The 22,128-nt window shown below is 54.2% G+C and carries 23 protein-coding genes; 13 read left to right on the top strand and 10 right to left on the bottom strand.

Features of this window, described 5'->3' with window-relative positions:
- Positions 1-2 precede the first annotated feature (2 nt).
- From E7746_RS03135 to E7746_RS03115, 5 genes are all read left to right on the top strand, one after another.
- Complete coding sequence (locus E7746_RS03135; RefSeq protein WP_123396080.1) at positions 3-2,120, top strand: prolyl oligopeptidase family serine peptidase; 2,118 nt, start codon at positions 3-5, stop codon at positions 2,118-2,120.
- Entirely contained in the window at positions 2,121-3,050 is a 930-nt protein-coding gene (locus E7746_RS03130) for a hypothetical protein (protein ID WP_123396081.1), read from the top strand.
- Positions 3,051-3,065: 15 nt separating this feature from the next.
- Positions 3,066-4,076, top strand: a complete 1,011-nt coding sequence (gene murB, locus E7746_RS03125; protein WP_136409799.1) for a UDP-N-acetylmuramate dehydrogenase — start codon at positions 3,066-3,068, stop codon at positions 4,074-4,076.
- A gap of 2 nt (positions 4,077-4,078) precedes the next feature.
- The gene (locus E7746_RS03120; protein WP_135947439.1) at positions 4,079-4,846 is read left to right on the top strand and encodes an MBL fold metallo-hydrolase; all 768 of its coding nucleotides are present in this window, start codon (positions 4,079-4,081) and stop codon (positions 4,844-4,846) included.
- A gap of 86 nt (positions 4,847-4,932) precedes the next feature.
- Entirely contained in the window at positions 4,933-5,799 is an 867-nt protein-coding gene (locus E7746_RS03115) for an META domain-containing protein (RefSeq protein WP_135947438.1), read from the top strand.
- Here the strand turns inward: E7746_RS03115 and E7746_RS03110 are convergent.
- Positions 5,765-6,244: a hypothetical protein gene (locus E7746_RS03110; protein ID WP_123396085.1), complete on the bottom strand. Its 480-nt coding sequence runs from the start codon at positions 6,242-6,244 to the stop codon at positions 5,765-5,767. The two genes, E7746_RS03115 and E7746_RS03110, sit on opposite strands and share 35 nt — an antisense overlap.
- A 343-nt stretch (positions 6,245-6,587) precedes the next feature.
- Here E7746_RS03110 and E7746_RS03105 point away from each other — a divergent pair, with 343 nt between their 5' ends.
- From E7746_RS03105 to E7746_RS03070, 8 genes are all read left to right on the top strand, one after another.
- Positions 6,588-6,830 (top strand): hypothetical protein, encoded by a 243-nt coding sequence (locus E7746_RS03105; protein ID WP_136409798.1) that lies wholly within the window; start codon positions 6,588-6,590, stop codon positions 6,828-6,830.
- Positions 6,831-6,860: 30 nt separating this feature from the next.
- Entirely contained in the window at positions 6,861-7,145 is a 285-nt protein-coding gene (locus tag E7746_RS03100; RefSeq protein WP_123396092.1) for a RyR domain-containing protein, read from the top strand.
- 22 nt (positions 7,146-7,167) lie between these two features.
- Positions 7,168-8,271 (top strand): esterase, encoded by a 1,104-nt coding sequence (locus tag E7746_RS03095; RefSeq protein WP_136409797.1) that lies wholly within the window; start codon positions 7,168-7,170, stop codon positions 8,269-8,271.
- 9 nt (positions 8,272-8,280) lie between these two features.
- A complete protein-coding gene (locus tag E7746_RS03090) occupies positions 8,281-9,081 on the top strand; it encodes a TrmH family RNA methyltransferase (RefSeq protein ID WP_123396094.1) in 801 nt (266 codons plus the stop codon).
- A 52-nt stretch (positions 9,082-9,133) separates the two neighbouring features.
- The gene (locus tag E7746_RS03085) at positions 9,134-11,524 is read left to right on the top strand and encodes a glycoside hydrolase family 2 TIM barrel-domain containing protein (RefSeq protein WP_136409796.1); all 2,391 of its coding nucleotides are present in this window, start codon (positions 9,134-9,136) and stop codon (positions 11,522-11,524) included.
- A gap of 105 nt (positions 11,525-11,629) precedes the next feature.
- Positions 11,630-12,448 (top strand): 1,4-dihydroxy-2-naphthoyl-CoA synthase, encoded by an 819-nt coding sequence (gene menB, locus E7746_RS03080; RefSeq protein ID WP_369698988.1) that lies wholly within the window; start codon positions 11,630-11,632, stop codon positions 12,446-12,448.
- Positions 12,448-13,515, top strand: coding sequence for an o-succinylbenzoate synthase (gene menC, locus E7746_RS03075; RefSeq protein WP_136409795.1), 1,068 nt, complete (start codon positions 12,448-12,450; stop codon positions 13,513-13,515). The genes menB and menC overlap by 1 nt, the downstream gene beginning before the upstream one ends.
- Entirely contained in the window at positions 13,482-14,459 is a 978-nt protein-coding gene (locus E7746_RS03070) for an AMP-binding protein (protein WP_135947424.1), read from the top strand. The genes menC and E7746_RS03070 overlap by 34 nt, the downstream gene beginning before the upstream one ends.
- On the opposite strand, the gene E7746_RS03065 is transcribed toward E7746_RS03070, so the two are convergent.
- The 9 genes from E7746_RS03065 to E7746_RS03025 all read right to left on the bottom strand — a co-directional run bounded on the left by E7746_RS03065 (position 14,456) and on the right by E7746_RS03025 (position 22,113).
- Positions 14,456-15,157, bottom strand: coding sequence for a Crp/Fnr family transcriptional regulator (locus E7746_RS03065; protein WP_123396098.1), 702 nt, complete (start codon positions 15,155-15,157; stop codon positions 14,456-14,458). The two genes, E7746_RS03070 and E7746_RS03065, sit on opposite strands and share 4 nt — an antisense overlap.
- 198 nt (positions 15,158-15,355) lie before the next feature.
- A complete protein-coding gene (gene rsxA, locus E7746_RS03060) occupies positions 15,356-15,937 on the bottom strand; it encodes an electron transport complex subunit RsxA (protein ID WP_123396099.1) in 582 nt (193 codons plus the stop codon).
- Positions 15,938-15,947: 10 nt separating this feature from the next.
- Complete coding sequence (gene rsxE, locus E7746_RS03055; protein WP_123396100.1) at positions 15,948-16,535, bottom strand: electron transport complex subunit RsxE; 588 nt, start codon at positions 16,533-16,535, stop codon at positions 15,948-15,950.
- Positions 16,528-17,127 (bottom strand): RnfABCDGE type electron transport complex subunit G, encoded by a 600-nt coding sequence (locus E7746_RS03050; protein ID WP_123396101.1) that lies wholly within the window; start codon positions 17,125-17,127, stop codon positions 16,528-16,530. The genes rsxE and E7746_RS03050 overlap by 8 nt, the downstream gene beginning before the upstream one ends.
- Complete coding sequence (locus tag E7746_RS03045; RefSeq protein WP_136409794.1) at positions 17,124-18,080, bottom strand: RnfABCDGE type electron transport complex subunit D; 957 nt, start codon at positions 18,078-18,080, stop codon at positions 17,124-17,126. The genes E7746_RS03050 and E7746_RS03045 overlap by 4 nt, the downstream gene beginning before the upstream one ends.
- Positions 18,081-18,093: 13 nt before the next feature.
- Positions 18,094-19,443, bottom strand: a complete 1,350-nt coding sequence (gene rsxC / locus E7746_RS03040; RefSeq protein ID WP_135947421.1) for an electron transport complex subunit RsxC — start codon at positions 19,441-19,443, stop codon at positions 18,094-18,096.
- 39 nt (positions 19,444-19,482) lie between these two features.
- Complete coding sequence (locus tag E7746_RS03035) at positions 19,483-20,346, bottom strand: RnfABCDGE type electron transport complex subunit B (RefSeq protein ID WP_136409793.1); 864 nt, start codon at positions 20,344-20,346, stop codon at positions 19,483-19,485.
- A 69-nt stretch (positions 20,347-20,415) separates the two neighbouring features.
- Entirely contained in the window at positions 20,416-20,847 is a 432-nt protein-coding gene (locus tag E7746_RS03030) for a SoxR reducing system RseC family protein (RefSeq protein WP_135947419.1), read from the bottom strand.
- Between the two features lie 18 nt (positions 20,848-20,865).
- The gene (locus E7746_RS03025; protein WP_136409792.1) at positions 20,866-22,113 is read right to left on the bottom strand and encodes a DUF1015 domain-containing protein; all 1,248 of its coding nucleotides are present in this window, start codon (positions 22,111-22,113) and stop codon (positions 20,866-20,868) included.
- Positions 22,114-22,128: the final 15 nt, after the last annotated feature.

The following is a 22,128-nucleotide window of genomic DNA, read 5'->3' as shown; positions in this document are numbered from 1 at the left end:
TTATGAAGCATATACTTCTATCTTTAGCAACTATGGCAATAGTGGCATCATGCTCGACCAACAAACTTCAGTATCCTGAAGCACCCGCCGACAACACTGTCGACGATTACTTCGGTGTGCAAGTAGCCGACCCCTACCGTCCGTTGGAAAACGACACCTCGGCAGCCACCCTAAAGTGGGTGGAAGAGGAACGCGCACTCACCGAAAGCTACCTCTCGAAGATACCCTTCCGCAAGGACATCCGCGAGCGACTCAAAACGCTCTACGACTACAAGAAACCCGGAATGCCCTCAAAGAAGGACGGATGGTACTACTTCTACGAGAACGACGGATTGCAGAATCAGTCGGTGCTCTACCGCACACGCTCTCTTGACGAGAAACCCGAGGTGTTCCTCGACCCCAACAAGCTCAGCGACGACGGTACAGTGGCCCTGACCGGCATAAGCACTTCCAACGACGGCAAGTACACCGCCTACACCATTTCGCGCAGCGGCTCTGACTGGACCGAAATCTATGTGATGGACACCGAAACCAAGGAGCTGCTGCCCGACCACATCGAATGGGCCAAGTTCACCGATGCCGCATGGCAAGGCGACGGCTTCTACTACAGCGCCTACGACAAACCCGTCGACGGCAAGGAGTTCTCCCACGCCAACGAAAACCATCGTGTCTACTATCACAAAATAGGAACTCCCCAGAGCGACGACAAGCTTGTGTATGAGGACAAGGATCATCCCCTGCACTTCCACTCGGCTTCAGTGCCCGACGACGAATCGGCTCTTATAATCTACGGTGGCGGCGAGGGACTCGGCTCGTCAATCACCATGAAGAGCCTCAAGGATCCCAATGCCAAATGGGTGACTGTAGAGCCTTCACAGGACTACGACATATCAATCCTCGACATAATCGACGGAACGATGTACATCTACACCAATTACGGCGCACCGCGTTACCGCCTCATGACCGCCTCGGTCAAAGCTCCCCAACGCGAGAACTGGAAAGAGCTCGTGCCTGAGGGCGAAGGCGTGTTGTCGGGTGTCAACTTTGCCGGCGACAAACTCATCCTCACCTACGACATCGATGCCTCCAACCGCCTCTATGTCTACTCGCTCGACGGAAAACAACTCAGCGAAATCGAGCTGCCCACTCTCGGTTCGGCAGGCGTGTCGTCAAGTCGCAAGCACGACGAAGTGTTCTATACTTTCACATCGTTCACCTATCCGTCGGAAATCTACAAGTATGACCTCGCTTCAGGCAAGTCGGAGCCCTACAAGGCAGTTGAAATCCCCGGATTCAACATGGACGACTACGTTACCGAGCAGGTGTTCTACACCTCGGCCGACGGAACCAAGATACCGATGTTCATCACCTACAAAAAAGGCCTTGAACGCAACGGCAAGAACCCCGTCTACCTCTACGGTTACGGAGGCTTCAACGTGTCGCTCAATCCCGGCTTCTCGGCTCAGCGTCTGTTCTGGCTTGAAAACGGCGGCATCTACGCCGAGGCCAATCTGCGCGGAGGCGGCGAATACGGCGAACCCTGGCACCTCGCCGGTACCAAGCAGCAGAAGATGAACGTGTTCAATGACTTCATCGCAGCTGCCGAGTACATGATCAAGGAAGGCTGGACATCGCCCGACTACCTCACAATCGAGGGCGGCTCCAACGGCGGATTGCTCGTGGGCGCTACAATGAACCTTCGCCCCGACCTGTTCAAGGTGGCCATTCCCCGTGTAGGCGTAATGGACATGATGCGCTATCACCTGTTCACCATCGGTTGGAACTGGGCTTCCGACTACGGAACAAGCGCCGATTCTCCCGAAATGGCTGGTTACCTGCTCTCCTACTCGCCACTGCACAACATCAAGGACGACGGCACACCCTACCCCGCAACACTTGTCACCACAGCCGATCATGACGACCGAGTAGTTCCCGCACACTCGTTCAAGTATGCCGCCAAGCTTCAGGCAAGCAACACCGGCGACGCTCCCAAGCTCATCCGCATCGACTCCAAGGCGGGTCACGGAGCCGGCAAGCCCGTTGCAAAGGTGCTCGACGAGTATGCCGACATATATTCTTTCATCTTCTATAACCTGGGAATAACACCCGTCACTAAGTAAATGTCGCGCATTGCAACTTACATAGCGGCGTCAGCAATAATGCTCTCAATGTCGGGATGCTTTACCGGCATTGAGAGCACTCCCAAAATTACCGCATCCGATGTCAAGCGCGAAAAAGTTGCGGTAACTGAGGAAGACCGCTACCTCGACAATGTGCGTCACGCTCCACTCGACAAGTGGCACGAAGGCAAGCTGTTCTATGTCACCGACGACAAAATCAACCTCGCCCTCGAGCCCTCGTCTACTCCGTCGCCGCGTCAAGGCGACCTGCTTTCATTCAGCAAATACCGCACGGTGCCGTCGCTCACGGGCGAAGCCGACACCGAGTTGCTATTTGCCGACTCCAAGGGGCGCGAGGTGGTCTACCGACTGAACTCCTCGCCTGAAGAGCTTGCCCGACGCAGCCAAATCGAAATTCCTTTCACCATTGAGTTGAGCGTCGTCGACAGCACAATGAAAGCCATAAAAGGGAAAAAGTTTTATATCCGCACTTCGATGTGGTATGACAAGGACGGTAAAGCCCGCAACGGACTGAAATTCATTCCTGTGGAGGTGATGGATGTGCTGCCCGGCAACTCCGTCTACCCCGTAATGGTGAAATTCCGCAACCCCGAGCTCGACAACGGCCGGCCGGCCTATGTGTTCATGTCGGTAGGCGACAGCGGAAACTCATCGCGCAACTTCGCCTCACTCTTTTTCCTCAAAGATCCACACTTGAAATATCCCCAAATCTCCGACGAAAACTGGCGTAACATAATTCACGGACGCATAGTGAAGTACATGACCCGCGAAGAGTGCCGACTCGCACTCGGCCCGCCCACTTCGGTCGACCGCCGTCCGGGCATAAGCACCATGCACGAGCTATGGAACTATGAAAACGGAGTTTACCTGATATTTGACGACGGACTGCTTCAAAGCTTCCGATTATAAAAAACGACACTGCCAATGCTACTGATTCAAGACTTCGACCTGTCATCCGCAACCACATTCCACCTCCCCGCACGGGCTCGATGGATGGCCGAATACGATTCGGTCGATCAACTGCGCTCGATTCTTGCCGACTCACAGTTTGCCACGATGAAGCGACTCCACATTGGAGCCGGAAGCAACCTGTTGTTCACCAAGTCGTTTGACGGACTTGTGCTGCATTCGGCCATGAAAGGAATGTCGACGGTGGCCGACGACGGCGAAAGCGTGATAATACGTGCCGAATCAGGCATCGTGTGGGACGACTTCGTGCAACATTGCGTCGACAGCAACCTGTACGGAGCCGAAAATCTATCCTACATTCCAGGCGAGGTGGGAGCCTCGGCCGTACAGAACATCGGTGCCTACGGTGTCGAAGTAAAGGACTTGATTGTCAAGGTAGAAGCATTGGACACCTTCACCTCCGGAATGGTGACATTCACCGCCGACGAGTGCCGGTACGGCTATCGCGACAGCCTCTTCAAGCGCCCCGACCTGGCAGGACGCTACATCATCACTGCCGTCCACTACCGGCTGTGGCACACGCCACGCTATACGCTCGACTACGGCCCTCTTAAGGAGCTGCGTGAAGTGACTTATCTTACACCGGCCACAGTGCGCAATCGAGTCATAGAGATACGACGATCCAAGCTTCCCGAACCCTCGGAGCTTGGCAGCGCAGGCTCCTTCTTCAAGAATCCCGTCATTGACAAGTCAATGTGGCGGCACATTCAATCATCCTATCCCGAAGCTCCGCACTACGATGTCGACGACAACCTTGTCAAGGTTCCCGCAGGATGGCTTATCGAAACTTCGGGACTCAAGGGAGCGGTCGAAGGCGGAGCCATGGTCTATCAGCGCCAGTGCCTCGTCATCGTCAATACCGGCAATGCCACGAGCGACGATGTGGTGAAGCTTTACCGGCGTGTACAGGCCACGGTTTACGACCGATTCGGAATAATGCTTTCACCTGAAGTAAACGTCATTTAGCCATGCGACTGCGATTCTTAGGCACAGGCACCTCCTCGGGAGTTCCTCAACTGATGTGCAAGTGCGAGGTGTGTACCTCGACCGACACCCACGATAAACGCTCGCGCAGCTCGGCCTTAATCCAACTGAACGACGGGCGCAACCTGCTCATCGACTGCGGGCCCGACTTCTATACGCAGATACTTCACGCCGGATGCCCTCAGTTGCACTGTGCGCTGCTCACCCACAGCCACTACGACCATGTGGGCGGCATCGATGACCTGCGCCCCTATTGCGCCAACCACCGCAGCTTTCCTCTCTACTGCAAGAGCGATGTGGCCCGCGACCTGCGTGAACGCGTGCCCTATTGCTTCCGTCAGCACCCCTATCCCGGTGTTCCGTCGTTTGACATCCACGAAATCGACAGCCGTCCGTTCATGGTCGACGACATAGAAGTGATTCCGCTGCCGGTAATGCATCTTAATCTGCCCATCCTGGGATTCCGCATTGGAAAATTCGCCTACATAACCGATGCCAAGACCATCCCCGACACCACCGTCGACCTGCTGCAGGGAGTCGACACCCTCGTCATAAACGCATTGCGACAGAAACCGCACATATCCCACATGAGCCTGCCCGAATCACTGGAGATAATAGTCCGTGTGAATCCGAGAGCGGCCTATCTCACCCATCTAAGCCACGGATTCGGACTGCAATCAGTAATGGCGGCAAAACTACCGCCCAACGTACACATAGCCTACGACAGCCTGATCATAGACATACCCGACTGAAAAGCCGCGCCATTAAACTTTAATGCGCGCCGATTGTCATATATCTAAACGAGGCATTTATTCCAAACACTAAATTGAACAAAAGTATGAAAAAAAGCTTAAGCCAAATATTAGCAATATCTCTTCTCGCAGCAGGGATGTCGAGCTGTGGAATATTCAAGAATCAATCGCAACCCGAAGCTCCGGCTCCGGTTGAAAAACCCGCATCTAACCCCAAGCCCAAGCCCACCATTAACAAGGAGGAGGCCCTCGACGGAGAGTGGACTGTCTACAAGGTAAACGGCAAGCGCGTCACCGGCACAGGTGAAACCCACCCCTATGTAACATTCAACATGGCCGACCACCGCATCTACGGCTTCAACGGATGCAACTACATCAACGGCGATTTCGTCAACGAAGGCTCGTCGCTGCGTATATCCAATGTCATCTCCACCATGATGGCCTGTCAGGATTCGCAATACGAGGCATTGATCAACAAGGCTCTCGAACGCACACGCACCTTCTCGGTAACGAAGAAAGGCCATGAATACTATCTCGACCTGCGCAACGAGCACAACATCGTCGAGATGGTGATGCGAAAGCACAACATGGACTACCTCAACGGAGCGTGGACAGTGAAGGAGATAACCGGAACCTACAACAATAACGAGGATGTGGAGCTCGTAATCGACATTCCGGAACACACCATTCACGGAAACACCGGTTGCAACATCGTCAACGGTTCGCTGATTATCGACCCCGAGAAATCCAATTCAATCCAGTTTAACAACCTCGCCACTACCAAGATGCGTTGCCCCGACGAGCAAGCCAAAACCGAAACGGCGTTTCTCGTAGCACTTGAGCGCGTTGAAACTGCACAGCGAGGCAAATCGGGCACCGTGATCATGCGTGACAAGGACGGCGAGAACGTGCTTGTACTCAAGAAGATCGATAACCGTCAGCAGGGTAATTGACTGAAGCGCGAATCGATTCGCGACCGATGACCGGTGACTGTCGACCGACATTAACCGCATAAGCAGCTTTCAGGTCACACTTGCCTGATTGAGCGGTTGTTGAATCGCAGTTTCCATCCTTCAACGACTGTGAACTCATTGAAGCCGCCGGCTGAGCCATTGAGGCGAGGCGGGCGGCTTTCTTGCGTGCTCGATAGCGGCGCTGACGCTCGCGTGCAAGGCGGCGACGCCTGATTGTGGGATAGATGAGCATGAACAGCGAGCGCACCAGATCATCCTTGATAGTACCTATCAAATCGCTGTGGTTATGATTCTGATAATAATCGAGCCAGTAGTATATCTCGCTGTGATAGCACACCGGTATCTGGTTGATTGCATCGACCCACAGTTGGTCAAACTTCAGCTTGTAGACTCTCTTGCTTTTCTTGGTTCCGTTGTTTTCCATGATATTATATTTTTTCAGCAAAGATAATAGGCCGAAGTACCCGATTTCACCCCATAATGTCGCGAATAGCCAAATTAACAATGTTAAAACCTATTTTCCCGGCATCACATCATTTCTAAACCCGGGAAAGGACGCATCCCAATAAAAAAGCCATGTCGAGCCAACAAAAGTTTAACATTATCCAACATCCTATATGTTAAAATCAAAGTAATTACTTGTATATTTCATAATTAGTGTATAATTTTGTTTTAAATTAAGTATTTTCATAGCAAGAGAATGCTTGCCTAATCGTAAATTATTGTTTTTTACAGAGTGGTGTTACTGCCTAATCCTATCACATTCAGTGTCGGAAAGCTTCAGGCCGCAACTGAGCAGCGACAGCCGATTCAATAGCGCCGAAGAGCTTCGCCGCAACATGATACACTACGACATCAAGGACTTTGACAGCCTGCCCAAAGAAACCCGGGATAAGGATAACGGATTTTCACGCAACATACCCATGATGCTGAAAGCCCTCCGATATTTCGACCTGAAGCAATACAGCTGCGAAAAGGGAACCGACTCCGGCGAAGATGACAAAAAATAGTTACAAATAACAACATAACACTCTACTGCGATGAAGCAATATATCCCGTCGCCCGTCGACACATCCGACATTGAACTGCCCTCTCAACTCATGCCTCTCATCGAGGATATGGCCCGAAACGTACATGAAGTGTGGGCCAAAAACCGCATGGCCGAAGGCTGGACCTACGGCCCCGTGCGTGACGATGCCGCCAAGCACCATCCGTGCCTTGTGGACTACGACTCACTCCCCGACAGCGAAAAGGAGTATGACCGCGCCACTTCGCAGGAAACCCTTAAGTGCATCATCAAGTTAGGATTTAACATAACCAAATAACCCACCGAAATTACACGTAATTATGAAACTAAGCTCTCTGCTTTTAGGCGCAGCCATGTTGTCGCTTCAAGCCAACGCCGCCGACCCACTTGCATTTCTCGATGTCATGAACTCACCCGTCATTCTCGGTGACTCAATCGTATTTCGCGTAGCGGCACCCAACGCATCGTCGGTGTCACTAACCGGACAGTTCATGCAGGGCTCCGTAGCCATGTCACGCAACGACAAGGGCGTATGGAGCGTGACCGTGCCAACCCCCACACCCGACATATACCCCTACAACTTCATCATCGATGGAATAAGCGTGGCCGACCCGGGCAACATCAACATATTCCCCAACGAGAGCTTCAAGGCGAGCATGCTCGAGATTCCCGACGACAACGCCCTCTACACCGTTCGCGATGTCCCCCACGGAAAGATACACTACAACACCTATAAGTCGGATGTGCTCGGACAACACCGCAACCTCATAGTCTACACTCCGGCCGAGTACGAGGCCAATCCCGACAAGAACTATCCCGTGTTCTATCTGGTAAGCGGTACCACCGACACTGAAGAGGTGTGGTTCAAGGTAGGTCGCGCCAACACACTGCTTGACAATCTCATAGCATCAGGCGAAGCCGAGCCGATGATAGTAGTGATGCCCTACGGCTACATGAACAACGGCACACCCCGTCCGTCGTCGCCCGAAGCCGCCAAGATGTATCAGGTGTTTGTCAAGGAGCTTACCCAGTCGATCATGCCCTATGTCGAGTCAAACTACCGCACAATCAACAATCGCGACTCACGCGCCATCGCCGGATTCTCACGCGGAGGCGGACAATCGATGTTCACCGCCTTCTCATGCCCCGACAAATTCGGCTGGCTCGAATCCTACAGCGCATATCTCACTCCCGAAGTAATCGACGCCTACTTCCCCAACATCGTCAAGGACGCCAACAGCCTCAACTCACTGTGGATGTGTGTAGGCACAAGCGACTTCCTCTATAACGATGTAGTGCGCAACAAGCGTTACTTCGACGACAAGGCGATAAAATATCAGGCCGAGGAGCGCGGCGGCAGCCACACCTGGATGCATGCCCGTTACTGCCTTGCCAACTCACTGCGCCGATTGTTCCGTAAATAATCATCGCCCATGCCTGTAATCGAAATCGATTCACTGTCACACCCCGGAGTGGAGATGTTCGGCAGCCTCACCGAGGCGCAGCTGCGCAACCGACTTGAACCCGACAAGGGGATTTTCATCGCCGAAAGCCCCAAGGTAATCAATGTCGCGCTCAACGCAGGCTACGTTCCGGTAGCGATGCTGTGTGAACATCGCCACATAACCGGCGATGCGGCCGACATAATAGCCCGATGCGGCGACATCCCCGTCTACACCGGAAGCCGCGAACTGCTGTCGTCGCTCACGGGCTACACGCTCACACGCGGTGTGCTGTGTGCCATGCGTCGACCCCAACTGCGTGACATCGCCGACATCTGTGCCGACGCAAGGCGTGTCGTGATAGTCGACAACGTTGTCGACTCGACCAATGTAGGGGCGATATTCCGCTCGGCGGCCGCTCTTGGCATCGACGCGGTGCTGCTCACTCCTTCGTCATGCGATCCGCTCAACCGCCGTGCCGTGAGGGTGTCGATGGGTTCGGTGTTTCTCGTGCCGTGGACAAGGCTCACTGTTCCGGCAGGCGCCCTGCGCGAGCTCGGATTCAAGACCGCGGCAATGGCATTGACCGACGACTCCGTGCCTATAGACCATCCCGTACTTGCCGAGCAGCCCCGACTTGCAATAATCATGGGCACCGAAGGCGACGGACTTCCTCACGATGTAATAGCCGATGCCGACTATGTGGTGAGGATACCCATGTCACACTGCGTCGACTCCCTGAATGTGGCAGCGGCGGCAGCGGTGGCATTTTGGGAACTGCGTGCGAGGTGAACAGGCATTGCTACCAAACTGATCACAACCAAATCAATACCCGTAAACAACTATGATAAGAACCTTTTTATTGTCACTCATTGCTGCGCTGTGCGCCGTTACGGCACAAGCGCAGGTGTCGTTCGGCGAGCCGTCGAAATTCAATGACGGATGGCTTTTCAAGCTCGCCGACGATTCAACCGCTGTAAATCCCAAGTACGACGACTCAAAGTGGCGCAAGCTCGACCTGCCCCACGACTGGTCGATTGAAGGACAGCTGTCGCCGTCACTTGCAAGTTGCACCGGATTCCTTCCCGGAGGCATTGCATGGTATCGCAAGCACTTCACCCCTACCGGCGATGCCGCCCGCCAATATATCTACTTTGAAGGCGTGTACAACCGCAGCGAGGTCTATGTCAACGGTCATCTGCTCGGCAAGCGCCCCAACGGTTACGTGTCGTTCATGTATGACATGACACCCTACCTCGTTCCCGGCGACAATGTAATAGCAGTGCGTGTCGACCACAGCCGTTACGCCGACTCACGCTGGTATACCGGCTCGGGAATATACCGTGACGTGTGGCTTGTCGAGGCACCCGAAACCCACATAGCCCAATGGGGCGTGGGTTACGAAACCACTCGCCTTACCGACAAACGTGCCGACGTCAAGGTGACGGTCGACATCGAGAATCCCGAGAAGGCAAAGAAACTGCAGGTCAAGGCAACGCTTACCGATGCCGACGGAAAAGTCGTGTCGCAATCGACCGCCGGAGTCAACAACGGCAAGTCAACTCTGACTCTGCGCGTAAAGAATCCCGAACGCTGGGACATAGACAATCCCTATCTCTACAAGCTCAATACCGAACTGTGGGCCGACGGAAAGTACATCGACGGCAGCACTACCACAGCAGGATTGCGATCGCTTGAGTTTAACCCCGACAAGGGATTCGCACTCAACGGCCGCTGGATGAAGGTCAAGGGAGTGTGTCTGCACCACGATGCCGGAGTGCTTGGTGCCACTGTGCCCGAAGAGGTGTGGGAGCGCCGTCTTGCCAATCTGAAGTCAATAGGCGTGAATGCCATACGCTGCGCCCACAATCCACAGGCACCGGCACTCTACGATGTGTGTGACCGAATAGGTCTTCTCGTTATGGACGAAGCTTCGGACGAGTGGGAATTTCCCAAGCGCAAGTGGATCGAGGGCTGGAACAAAGGCACTCCCGGATTTGACGGCACCTACGACTTCTTTGAAGAGTGGATCGACCGCGATGTCACCGACATGGTGCGCCGCGACCGCAACCATCCGTCGATATTCATGTGGAGCATCGGCAACGAGGTCGACTATCCCAACGACCCCTACTCCCACCCCGTGCTCGACGGCTCGACCATAAGCCAGCCCATGTTTGGCGGCTACAATCCCGAAGCCCCCAATGCCGAACGCATAGGCAAGATTGCCAAGCGACTTGCAGCCTGTGTAAGAAGCGTCGACACATCACGCCCCGTGACCGGCGCACTTGCCGGAGTGGTGATGTCAAACGAAACCGAATATCCCGAAGCGGTGGATGTAGTGGGTTACAACTACACCGAGGACCGTTACGACACCGACCACTCCACCTATCCGTCACGCATAATCTACGGCAGTGAAAACAGGTCGGACATCGACGCTTGGTATGCCACACGCGACAGGGACTTCATATTCGGACAATTCATCTGGACAGGCACCGACTATCTCGGAGAGTCGGGCAGCTGGCCCGCACGCGGCTTCTATACCGGCCTGCTTGACTTCGGCAGCTTCCCGAAGCCTCGCGGACACTTCCGTGCGTCATTGTGGTGTGAAAACCCCGTAGCCTATATAGGCACCTACCCCAAGCCTCGCCGCGACTATCTGTCGGTCGACGCGTGGGACACCTGGAACTACGACGACGGAGAAACCATAAGGGTTGTGTGCTACACCAACCAGCCACAGGCACGCCTGCTGCTTAACGACAAGGAGGTCGGAGCCATGAAGCCCTACGACCCCAAGAGCGGCATAATACATTGGGACATTCCCTACGCTCCCGGCAAACTCACCGTGGAGGCGTGTGACAATAACGGCAACGTAACGGCCGGATATGACATCGTGACCTCGGGAAGACCGTTTGCGCTCAAGGCATCGGCCGACAAGCCGACACTGAATCGCGACAAGGCCACGGCCCACGTGTTTGTCGACATTCTCGACGATGACGGAAACATAGTGACGCTTGGCGACAACGAAATAACCTGTACAATCCAGGGACCGGCCCGACTGCTCGGACTTGAAGGGTGCAACAACTCCGACATGAGCGACTACACCGACAACCGTCACCGCGCCTATCGCGGCCGACTGCTCGCCTACATCCAGACAACAGGCGAGCCGGGCGAAATAACGGTCAACTTCACCTCGCCGCTGCTCAAAGGCACCAAAGTGAAACTTACAGCTGAATAACGGCCAATCGGGCGCATCGTCAATCGATGTCGCCCGATTTTTTATTTCATAGATTGAAGATTTGTGGCTAAATTTGCGTTACACAAAACAAAAACGATAATCACAATGAGAGAATGGAGCACCATAAAGGAGTATGAAGACATTCTATTCCAGTATTACAACGGCATTGCCAAGATAACCATAAACCGTCCGCAAGTTTACAACGCATTCCGTCCGCAGACCAATTTTGAGATGCTTGACGCGATGTCGATATGCCGCGAGCGCAGCGACATAGGCGTAGTCGTCCTCACCGGCACGGGCGACAAGGCATTCTGCTCGGGAGGCGACCAGAAGGTGAAGGGCATAGGCGGTTACATCGACAACAACGGAGTGCCCCGCCTCAACGTGCTCGACCTCCACAAAGCCATCCGCTCAATTCCCAAGCCTGTAATAGCCATGGTCAACGGTTACGCGATAGGCGGCGGCAACGTGCTTCAGGTGGTGTGCGACCTCACAATCGCATCGGAGAACGCACGTTTCGGCCAGACCGGACCAAAAGTGGGAAGCTTCGACGCCGGATTCGGCTCATCGTACCTCGCCCGCTGCGTGGGACAGAAGAAAGCCCGCGAAATATGGTTTCTGTGCCGCCAATACACCGCCAAGGAGGCCGAGGAGATGGGCATGGTAAACAAAGTAGTGCCCCTCGAACGCCTTGAGGACGAAACCGTAGAGTGGTGCGAAACGATACTCAAACGCAGCCCGATGGCCATACGCATGATCAAGCGCGCCATGAACGCCGAGCTCGACGGCCAGCGCGGCATGATGGAGTTTGCCGGCGACGCCACATTGATGTACTACCTCATGGCCGAGGCTCAGGAAGGCAAGAATGCATTCCTTGAGAAACGCGATCCCGACTTCGGCCAGTTCCCCAAATTCCCGGGCTGATGCTTCAAGCCGCCTACTGCCGCTACCTGCTGCACTTCAAGCAGCCGGCCATAACATCACGCGCGGTAATGCTCGACAAGACTACCTACTTCGTAAAGATATGGGACGACAACAATCCCGAAGTTTACGGACTTGGTGAGTGCGCACTCTTCAAAGGGCTCGGTGCCGACGACCTGCCCGACTACGAGCAACGGCTTGCCGACGCCTGCCGTGACATAACATCGTGGCTTCGCGGCAAGCCACTCCCGGTCGACCCGCTCTACAGCTCAATCGTATTCGGACTGGAAACCGCTCTCGCCGATCTCGCCAACGGAGGCCGACGGGTCATATTCCCGTCGCCGTGGAGCAACGGCGACAGCGCAATCTCCATCAACGGCCTCGTGTGGATGGGAAATGCCGATGCCATGCTGCAACGCATTGACGAGAAGCTGGCACAGGGATTCCGATGCGTGAAGCTGAAGATAGGCGGCATCGACTTCAACGAGGAGCTGCGACTGATAAGCTACATCCGTGAATCCTACCCCGCCTCCACCCTGCAGCTGCGGCTCGACGCCAACGGAGCCTTCACGCCCGATAACGCACTGATTCATCTCGACAGGCTGGCACGTTACGACATTCACTCCATCGAACAGCCCATAAAGCCGCGACAGTGGGATGCAATGTCACGCATCAGTCGTGAAAGCCCCATCGACATAGCTCTCGACGAGGAGCTCATAGGCATCGTGACGCTTGACCGGATGGAGAAGATGCTTGATGCCATAATGCCGCGTTACATCATATTGAAGCCGTCGCTGTGCGGCGGATTCGGCATGGCGTCATCGTGGATAAGCGAGGCCGACAAGCGAGGCATAGGCCGATGGGTGACATCGGCGCTTGAATCCAACGTGGGACTTAACGCAATAGCCCAATGGACTGCCACTCTCGACACGCGTGACATGCCGCAGGGGCTCGGCACAGGAGCACTTTACACCGACAACATCACATCGCCGCTAAGACAGACCGGCGACGTGCTGCGTTACGACACCGAAGCGTCATGGCAAATACCGCAACTTCCATGGAAGCGATGATACACAACATCACGCCCGAGGCCCGGCAATTCATCGAGGAGTGGAACAACAGCCATGACTACATCATAGCCCACACCTCAGGCTCGACCGGAAAGCCCAAGGAGATACGCCTGCTCAAAAGCGATATGCGACTGTCGGCCGAAGCGACATGCCGTTACTTCGGCATAGGCCCCGAGTCACGCCTCGTGCTGCCGCTTTCGCCAGGTTACATAGCGGGAAAGATGATGATTGTGAGAGCGTTAATATCAGGTGCCGAGCTGTGGATTGAAGAGCCGTCCATGTCACCGCTGAAGCGTGACTACGGCATTGTCGGCCTGCTGCCGGTGGTTCCGTCGCAGGTGACGGAACTGCTTCAGTCGCCCTACATAACGGGAGTGCGCAACCTAATCGTGGGCGGCGGCGCACTCGATCCCGAAACCGAGCAAAAGCTTGCCGCCTGCCACCTCAAAGCCTACGCCACCTATGGAATGACCGAAACATGCAGTCACGTGGCACTGCGTGACATCACGGCGGGCGACGAGCACTTCCATGCGCTCCCCGGAATAAGCTTCAAGACCGACGAGCGCGAATGCCTCGTAATCGAGGCTCCGCACTACTCGTTCCGGAGCCTGACCACCAACGACACCGTCGAGCTTATCGACAACAGCCGTTTCCGCTGGAAAGGGCGTTACGACAATGTAATCAACTCGGGAGGCGTGAAGCTTCATCCCGAGGAGATTGAAAAAAAGCTGTCACGCTTCATCGACCGCCCTTTCTATATAGCAGGACGCCCCAGCAAACTGTGGGGCGAAGAGGCGGTGCTCTACATCGAGGGATGTGACATCGACCGTGACTATATAATGGAAAAGGCACGCTCGGTGCTCGACCGTTACAGCGTACCTAAAGATGTTATCGCGATTCCGAACTTCAGTCGGACCGATTCCGGAAAAATAAAACGGCTTTAGCCGAACTTGCTTATCTTACGCAATGCGGCTTCGTTCATAATCTTGATGCGACGACCGTCGACAATCAAAATCTTCTCATTGACAAAACCCGACAATGTGCGTATGGCGTTGGAGGTGGTCATGTTTGACAAGTTGGCCAAATCCTCACGCGCCATGTATATTCTCAACGTAGCGCCGTCATCCTCATATCCGTAACTTTCCTGAAGAGCGATCAGCGCCTCGGCCAGTCGGCCGCGTATATGCTTCTGCGTGAGATTTACAATCTTCGTATCGGAGCCTCCAAGATTTCGCGAAAGCTCGTGTATGAAGAACCATGCCAGCTTTATGTTATGCTGAATCAGGTCCTTAACCAGTTCCATCGGCACGGAGCCGAGCACCGAAGGCTCAAAGGCCGCCGCCGTGGAAACGTAAGGCTCATCGGCAAAATAAGCGCGATAGCCGAAATATTGTACCGGGCGAATCAGTCGCAGAATCTGTTGACGACCTCCGATGCCATCCTTGTACAATTTCACCTTTCCCTTTAGAAGACACCACAGATATTCAGGCTCCTCCTTCTCGGCGTAAATTATCTGGTTCTTCTTAAATGTATGTGTCGTGAAGCTCTCAACGATGCGACGCTTTTCGTCACCGTTAAGTATAGACCAAAGCTCGGCCAAATCGTCACGAATTACTTTTTCTAAAGTGCTTTTTTTAATCATTCTTTTGCCCTATAGCAATGTTATGCAACATATCACACAAAATTACAAAATAAATATGTTATTATGACCATTTAACAGAGTTAAATTTGCTCCAGCATGATATCTTTAGGTCAAAATAGGCGATTTAGGACAAAAGCAGCCACAATAAACTACATTTTGACTAATGCAAGAACTACAATAAGCGCCAAATGTACAAAATCAAGCGATGGAGATTCCCGCAAATCCCATAAATGCCATGGCGAGCAGCCCCGCACATATAAGAGCGATGGGCACACCGCGCATCGGGCGAGGAACATCGACAAGCGTCAGTTGCTCGCGTATGCCGGCAAAGATCACGAGAGCGAGCGTGAAGCCTACAGCCGTCGACACGGCATAGACAAGCGACTCGGCCAGATTGAAATCCTTCTGCACCACCAGTATGGCAACACCGAGCACGGCGCAGTTGGTGGTTATCAGCGGCAGGAACACACCGAGAGCCTGATACAAGCCGGGGGCTATCTTCTTCAGCACAATCTCAAGCATCTGCACCAGGGCGGCAATCACCAGGATGAAGACAATCGTCTGCATATAGCCAAGCGACAACGGATTGAGCACACACGACTGCAAAAGCCATGTGACGCAGGTGGCTATGGCCATGACAAATGTCACGGCAGCCCCCATTCCTACAGCCGAGCCAAGCTTCTTCGACACCCCGAGGAAGGGGCATATACCCAGGAACTGGGCAAACACAATGTTGTTTACGAATATCGCGGTGATGATAATTGACAGATATGTAAGCATGGCGATGCAGTTAAGCGCGTTTTCTAATGTAATTAATCAAAGCAATCATGAAGCCGAGCACGATGAACGCTCCCGGTGCGAGCACAAACACCAGCGAACCGTAGTCGGCCGGGAAAACCTCAAGACCAAAGAGCGTGCCGTTGCCGAGCAGCTCCCTTACCGAGCCGAGCAGAGTGAGTGCGACAGTGAATCCAAGTCCTATTCCCACACCGTCCATGCAGGAGTCAATCACCGAGTGCTTGGATGCGTAGGCTTCGGCACGGCCGAGCAGTATGCAGTTGACCACAATGAGCGGAATGAAAATGCCAAGGCTCTCGTTAAGCGCCGGCAGATAGGCCTGCATGAACATCTGCAACAGAGTGACAAATGTCGCTATCACCACGATGTAGGCGGGAATGCGCACCTTATCGGGAACGAGTTTCTTGATAGCCGATATGGCCATGTTGGAGCACACGAGCACTCCGGCGGTGGCGAGTCCCATCGACATTCCGGTCATTGCCGAACCCGTGGTGCCGAGCGTGGGACACATTCCCAACAACAGCACGAAGGTAGGATTTTCAACTACAAGACCGTTATATATTATGCGTAGTCTATTCATTTCTGTATTTTTTATAAGCGACAAATGCATCATAGGCCCCATGAGTGCTTTCAAGGAAAGCGCGTGAGCTTATCGTGGCGGCCGTTATGGCATCGATTATTCCACCATCCTTAACCACGGTCATGTTCTCACTGCCGGGATTGTGTCCTATTACCGAGCGATTGCCCTCATCGGAGCGGAACCATTCGTTCATGCGGGCGCCAAGTCCTGGCGTTTCGGCATGGGAGAGCACTTCATAGCCCGTGACATCGCCCGATGCGTCAAAGCCGTACATAACCCTCACCTCGCCCGAAAATCCGTTCAGCGAGTAGGCTTCAACAGCTGCACCTACCAGCTTGCCATCCTTAAATGCGGGATAGACCGAATAGGGCCGGGCCGACTGCGAGGGCGACCACTCCCAGCTGTCGTCAAGCGGATTATTGTCAAAGACCGGAGCGACCGACTGTATCGCCGAAATCTTCTTCTGCTGCGCGGCAAGTGCTATAGGCCCGGCGGTAACATTGTCGACCCATGCGAGCAGCACGGCCGACAGAATGGTTATCACACCAAGCGACAACACCATATTGGGCAGAGTGGATGCAAGTTTCTTCATTTCCGGGCCCTCCTTTCTCCAAACTTACGCGGCTTGATGTAACGGTCGATCAGGGGAACAAAACTGTTCATTAGCAGAATCGCAAATGAAACTCCCTCGGGATAGGCACCCCACTTGCGTATCACCACCGTGATTGCACCTATCATAACGCCATATATAATCATGCCCTTGCGTGACATGGGCGATGTCACGTAGTCGGTGGCCATGAAAATGGCACCGAGCATCAATCCGCCCGAAAGCAGCTGAACGCCTACATTGTCACCCACGGCCAAAGCAAGCAAGGCTACCGATGCAAATATCGCCACCGGGATGTGCCATGTTATGACACGCGTCACAAGCAGCCAGGCAAATCCGAGCAACAGTGCAAGGGCGCTGACCTCGCCGAGCGAGCCTGCGGTAAGTCCCATGGCACTGTGCCAAAGGTCGACCGACTCGGGCGAAATCTCGCCAAGCTTCAACATACCCAATGTTGTGGCACCGGTAGTAGCGTCAAGGTAACGCCATTGATTTTCAAGCGGAACGGGCCATGAGGTCATCTGCGCCGGGAAAGAGATGAGCAGGAACACTCGTCCCACCAGAGCAGGATTCCAGATGTTGCATCCGAGGCCGCCAAACGACATCTTACCGATGCCTATTGCAACGACCGAGCCTATCAACACAATCCACACCGGAATGTTGGAGGGGAGGTTCAGTGCAAGCAGAAGTCCGGTGAGTATAGCACATCCGTTGCCTATTGTCGACGGAGCGCGCAACATCCATCGGTTTATGGCATACTCCACAATGACGCATCCCAGAATCGACGAGGCAATAACCACCATCGCCCCGAGTCCGAAATAGTAGAGCGAACAGGCCACCGCCGGCAACAATGCGACAATAACATGCCACATGCACTTCGACACGCTGCGCGAAGTGTGCAGATGAGGCGAGGCCGATATTGTTAACATCTGACTCATAATGAATATATCATTACTTTTTGTTACGTAAACGAATCAAATTACCCACCTTGGACTTTCCAAGACGAATGTAGTCAAGCAGCGGCCGTGACGCGGGGCATATATAGCTGCAGCATCCACATTCGATGCAATTCATGACCTTGTTGTGCTCAAGTTCATCCCAGCGGCCGAGCCTTGACAGCGTTGACATAAGATAGGGCTCAAGCCCCATAGGACAGGCCGACACGCATGAGGCACACCTTATGCAAGGCTCCACCCTCCCGCGACGCGACTGCGACTCAGGCAGCATCAGCACTCCCGACACCCCCTTGACGGTAGGAGTGTCGATGGTAACCACGGCACGCCCCATCATGGGACCGCCGAGGATTATCTTTCCGGTATCAGCCGGCACACCGCCGGCAACCTGTATAAGCGACATGATGTTCATGCCTATAGGCACGAGATAGTTTCCGGGATGTGTCACCGACGGGCCGGTAACCGTCACTATCCTGTCGATCAACGGCTTGTCGTAGCACACGGCCTCATAGACCGAGTAGGCGGTGGCCACATTCTGCACGATGGTACCCGTCGACACCGGCAGAGCGCCCGAAGGCACCTCCTTGCCGAGCAGGGCCTCGATCAGCTGCTTCTCACCTCCTTGCGGATATTTCACCTTAAGAGCGGCCACCTCGACACCGTCGACATCACGTGAGGCATCCCTCATGGCAGCAATTGCGTCGGGCTTATTGTTCTCGATGCCCACTATGGCCCGATTCACACCGGCAGCGCGCATGAGCAGTCTTATTCCTGAAACAATCTCACGGCTGTGGGCAAGCATGAGCGCATGGTCGTTGGTAAGATAGGGCTCACACTCCACTCCGTTAATCACAAGTACTTCAGCATGGCATCCGGGCGGAGGCGCGAGCTTCACCTTGGTCGGGAATGTAGCTCCGCCAAGCCCCACGATTCCGGCACGGTCGATTATTGCGACAATCTCTTCGGGAGTCAACGCGTCAATCTGACTGTCGCTCCTCACAGGGCTCATCGCGGCAATAACCTTCATGTCACGCTCATGATCCTCGGAGGTGGCTGTAATCGTCACGGTGTCGGCAGTAAATCCGTAGGCCGTCTTGCTCTTGTCGACGCGCGTGACAGTGCCCGATATGGGAGTGTGTACATTGGCCGACACAAATCCCACCGCCTCGGCCACGAGGTCGCCACGATTTACCGTGTCACCTTTGGCTAAAACGCAACGTGCCATGGCACCTATGTGCTGCGAGAATGTCACCGTGACCTCGCGAGGCAGCTCCACCGGCACTATCGGCATTGAAGCCGTAAGCTTATTCTCGGGCGGATGAACACCGCCTTTGTGAAACGTAAGCATATTTATATTATATCTCGTTGATATTTTTTCTCTACTTCATCATGATTTCCTGTGACTGTCGGCAAGCACCTTCATGTCACGCGCCGACATGGGGAATCCGGCATCACATATAGCTCCGGTGGGACACACAAGCTCACACTTGCGACAAAGCTTGCAAGCCTTCCAGTCGATATAGGCCAGATTGTCCTTAAGCGTTATCGCCCCGTGAGGACACTCACGCAGGCACTTTCCACAACCGATACATGCCGCCTTGCAAGCCTTCATGGCCAATGCGCCTCGGTCGGTGCTCGAGCAAGCCACCCACACCCTCAAGCCGCGCGGGCCCTTGCCGCGAAGCTCGATGATGCCACGCGGACACGCACGCGAGCAGGCTCCGCATCCCGTACACAGGGAGGCGTCGATGACAGGCAGTCCGGTCACGGGATTCATTTTTATGGCATTCCACCGGCACACATCCACACAATCGCCTTCGCCGAGGCAACCGTAGGCGCATCCGGTAGCTCCGATACATAGCGAATTAAGAATAGCACATGATTCAGCCCCGTCATACACGGAAGTGACGGGCCGGTTGGCACACGAGCCGTTGCACTTAAGCACAGCCACCATAGGGTTGGACTTGACCGGCGCAAGATTGACGATTTCGGCTATCTTGGCCATGGCGTCATCGCCGGCACCGGGGCACACAAGATTGTCGAGCGTAGATGCCGACGCACATGCGCAGGCAAAGTCATGACAGCCCGAGCGCCCGCAACTTCCGCAATTGGCTCCCGGCAGAAGCTGCTCGATGAGCTCGATGCGCGGGTCCTCCTTAACGTAGAAGCGCTTGGAAACCAAATACAACACCAACGCTCCAACGACACCCAAGCCTCCTAATACAATTACAGCAACAACGATTGCAGACATAATCATTATCACATTATATTGTAATACCTAAAATTTATATTCTGTTTTTCCCTCGTTTTTTCTCCTCTTTCACGCCTTGCCGATGACCTTCCACCGGTAACTGACGCGCAGCCTGCTGCGAAAAATGTACAGCACGCCGAAATATAGCACTGTCGCAATAAGCGCCGCCAAGGCCGAAGTGTCGTCTCCGAAGCCGAGAAAACGGCCTGCCACGACAATCATCAGCATCAAGAGACACGGCAGCGAGAATGCAATCGCGACGGCCCTCCATTGAGCGCCGTCGCTTATTCCCACAATCACACGCTCACCCTCATTGACGGGCAATGAATCGTGAACGCGAGCAAGTATAGTAACCGAATCGTCACTTTTCCCAAGCGGACTGCACAACGAGTGAAGACTGCAGGCTGCACAACCTGCGGCATTGCCGTCGTCGATGCGCACCTTGACATTATGTGCGCTTGCGGCGACCACCACTCCCTTGTGGGTAACGCCTCGGGACATTTTTACGATCTATCGGTTTCAGTCGTCAAGTTTATGAATCACAAGACCGGAGCGCAGCTTGGGTTCAAACCACGTGGTCTTGGGAGGCATTATGTTGCCTGTGTCGGCTATACGCATCAGCTGATCCATCGACACGGGATAGAGAGCCAAAGCCACCTTCATTTCACCCGAATCGACACGACGCTTCAGCTCACCGAGTCCGCGGATACCGCCCACGAAGTCAATGCGCTTGTCGCTGCGCAGGTCGTGGATTCCGAGGATGTCACGCAGAATGAGGTCGCTCGAAATGGTTACATCCAACTGACCGATGGGGTCGCTGTCGTCATATCGGCCTTCACGCGGAACAAGGCTGTACCAGTGGCCGCCGAGATACATCGAAAACTCGTGCAGACGGCCCGGACGATACTCGTCGACTCCCTTGTCCTCAACCACAAAGTCCTTGTTGAGCGCATTCAGGAACTCCTCTTCAGAGAGGCCGTTGAGGTCACGCACCACACGATTGTAGTCGATGATGTTAAGGTGAGAAGCGGGGAATGCCACGGCAAGGAAGTAGTTGTACTCCTCATTGCCTGTGTGAGCGGGATTTTGCTTCGCCTTCTCGTTGCCGACGAGAGCGGCTGCGGCTGTGCGGTGATGTCCGTCGGCGATATATAGATAGGGAATCTCGGCAAAGAGTTCAGTGATGCGGTCGATAGTCTTTCGGTCGTCGATCACCCAGAAGTGATGGCCAAATCCGTCGGGAGCGATGAAATCATACTCCGGAGCACCCGACACGACGCTCTTTATTATGGCTTCAAGCTCGGCATTATCGGGAAACGCGAAAAACACCGGCTCAATGTTGGCGTTGTTGACACGCACATGCTTCATGCGGTCCTCCTCCTTGTCGCGACGGGTGAGTTCGTGCTTCTTGATGCGGTTCTGCATATAGTCGTCGACATTGGCGGCTATCACAAATCCGTACTGGGTGCGGCCGTTCATTGTCTGGGCATATATGTAGTAGTGCTCCTCATTGTCCTGAACGAGCCATCCGTTACGCTGGAACGCCTCAAAGTTGGCCAACGCCTTACTGTACACTTTGGGGTCATGCTCGTCGGTTCCCGGCTCGAAGTCGATTTCGGGCTTGATGATGTGATAGAGCGACTTTTCGTTACCCTCCGATTCGGCACGTGCTTCATCGGAGTTAAGTACATCGTAAGGACGCGAAGCCACTTCGGTGACCATTTCGCGAGGAGGGCGCAAGCCCTTGAAAGGTTTTACTTTAGCCATGGTGTTATGTTCCTG

The sequence above is a fragment of the Muribaculum gordoncarteri genome (genome assembly GCF_004803695.1).
Taxonomy (GTDB): Bacteria; Bacteroidota; Bacteroidia; order Bacteroidales; family Muribaculaceae; genus Muribaculum; species Muribaculum gordoncarteri.
This window is presented reverse-complemented; position numbering and strand designations above follow the sequence as displayed.

What these genes read in the sequence shown, in the direction of transcription:
- E7746_RS03135 (WP_123396080.1), top strand. Translation starts at nt 3, where the DNA reads ATGAAGCATATACTTCTATCTTTAGCAACTATGGCAATAGTGGCATCA.
- E7746_RS03130 (WP_123396081.1), top strand. Translation starts at nt 2,121, where the DNA reads ATGTCGCGCATTGCAACTTACATAGCGGCGTCAGCAATAATGCTCTCA.
- murB (WP_136409799.1), top strand. Translation starts at nt 3,066, where the DNA reads ATGCTACTGATTCAAGACTTCGACCTGTCATCCGCAACCACATTCCAC.
- E7746_RS03120 (WP_135947439.1), top strand. Translation starts at nt 4,079, where the DNA reads ATGCGACTGCGATTCTTAGGCACAGGCACCTCCTCGGGAGTTCCTCAA.
- E7746_RS03115 (WP_135947438.1), top strand. Translation starts at nt 4,933, where the DNA reads ATGAAAAAAAGCTTAAGCCAAATATTAGCAATATCTCTTCTCGCAGCA.
- E7746_RS03110 (WP_123396085.1), bottom strand. Translation starts at nt 6,244, where the DNA reads ATGGAAAACAACGGAACCAAGAAAAGCAAGAGAGTCTACAAGCTGAAG.
- E7746_RS03100 (WP_123396092.1), top strand. Translation starts at nt 6,861, where the DNA reads ATGAAGCAATATATCCCGTCGCCCGTCGACACATCCGACATTGAACTG.
- E7746_RS03095 (WP_136409797.1), top strand. Translation starts at nt 7,168, where the DNA reads ATGAAACTAAGCTCTCTGCTTTTAGGCGCAGCCATGTTGTCGCTTCAA.
- E7746_RS03090 (WP_123396094.1), top strand. Translation starts at nt 8,281, where the DNA reads ATGCCTGTAATCGAAATCGATTCACTGTCACACCCCGGAGTGGAGATG.
- E7746_RS03085 (WP_136409796.1), top strand. Translation starts at nt 9,134, where the DNA reads ATGATAAGAACCTTTTTATTGTCACTCATTGCTGCGCTGTGCGCCGTT.
- menB (WP_369698988.1), top strand. Translation starts at nt 11,630, where the DNA reads ATGAGAGAATGGAGCACCATAAAGGAGTATGAAGACATTCTATTCCAG.
- menC (WP_136409795.1), top strand. Translation starts at nt 12,448, where the DNA reads ATGCTTCAAGCCGCCTACTGCCGCTACCTGCTGCACTTCAAGCAGCCG.
- E7746_RS03070 (WP_135947424.1), top strand. Translation starts at nt 13,482, where the DNA reads ATGGCAAATACCGCAACTTCCATGGAAGCGATGATACACAACATCACG.
- E7746_RS03065 (WP_123396098.1), bottom strand. Translation starts at nt 15,157, where the DNA reads ATGATTAAAAAAAGCACTTTAGAAAAAGTAATTCGTGACGATTTGGCC.
- rsxA (WP_123396099.1), bottom strand. Translation starts at nt 15,937, where the DNA reads ATGCTTACATATCTGTCAATTATCATCACCGCGATATTCGTAAACAAC.
- rsxE (WP_123396100.1), bottom strand. Translation starts at nt 16,535, where the DNA reads ATGAATAGACTACGCATAATATATAACGGTCTTGTAGTTGAAAATCCT.
- E7746_RS03050 (WP_123396101.1), bottom strand. Translation starts at nt 17,127, where the DNA reads ATGAAGAAACTTGCATCCACTCTGCCCAATATGGTGTTGTCGCTTGGT.
- E7746_RS03045 (WP_136409794.1), bottom strand. Translation starts at nt 18,080, where the DNA reads ATGAGTCAGATGTTAACAATATCGGCCTCGCCTCATCTGCACACTTCG.
- rsxC (WP_135947421.1), bottom strand. Translation starts at nt 19,443, where the DNA reads ATGCTTACGTTTCACAAAGGCGGTGTTCATCCGCCCGAGAATAAGCTT.
- E7746_RS03035 (WP_136409793.1), bottom strand. Translation starts at nt 20,346, where the DNA reads ATGTCTGCAATCGTTGTTGCTGTAATTGTATTAGGAGGCTTGGGTGTC.
- E7746_RS03030 (WP_135947419.1), bottom strand. Translation starts at nt 20,847, where the DNA reads ATGTCCCGAGGCGTTACCCACAAGGGAGTGGTGGTCGCCGCAAGCGCA.
- E7746_RS03025 (WP_136409792.1), bottom strand. Translation starts at nt 22,113, where the DNA reads ATGGCTAAAGTAAAACCTTTCAAGGGCTTGCGCCCTCCTCGCGAAATG.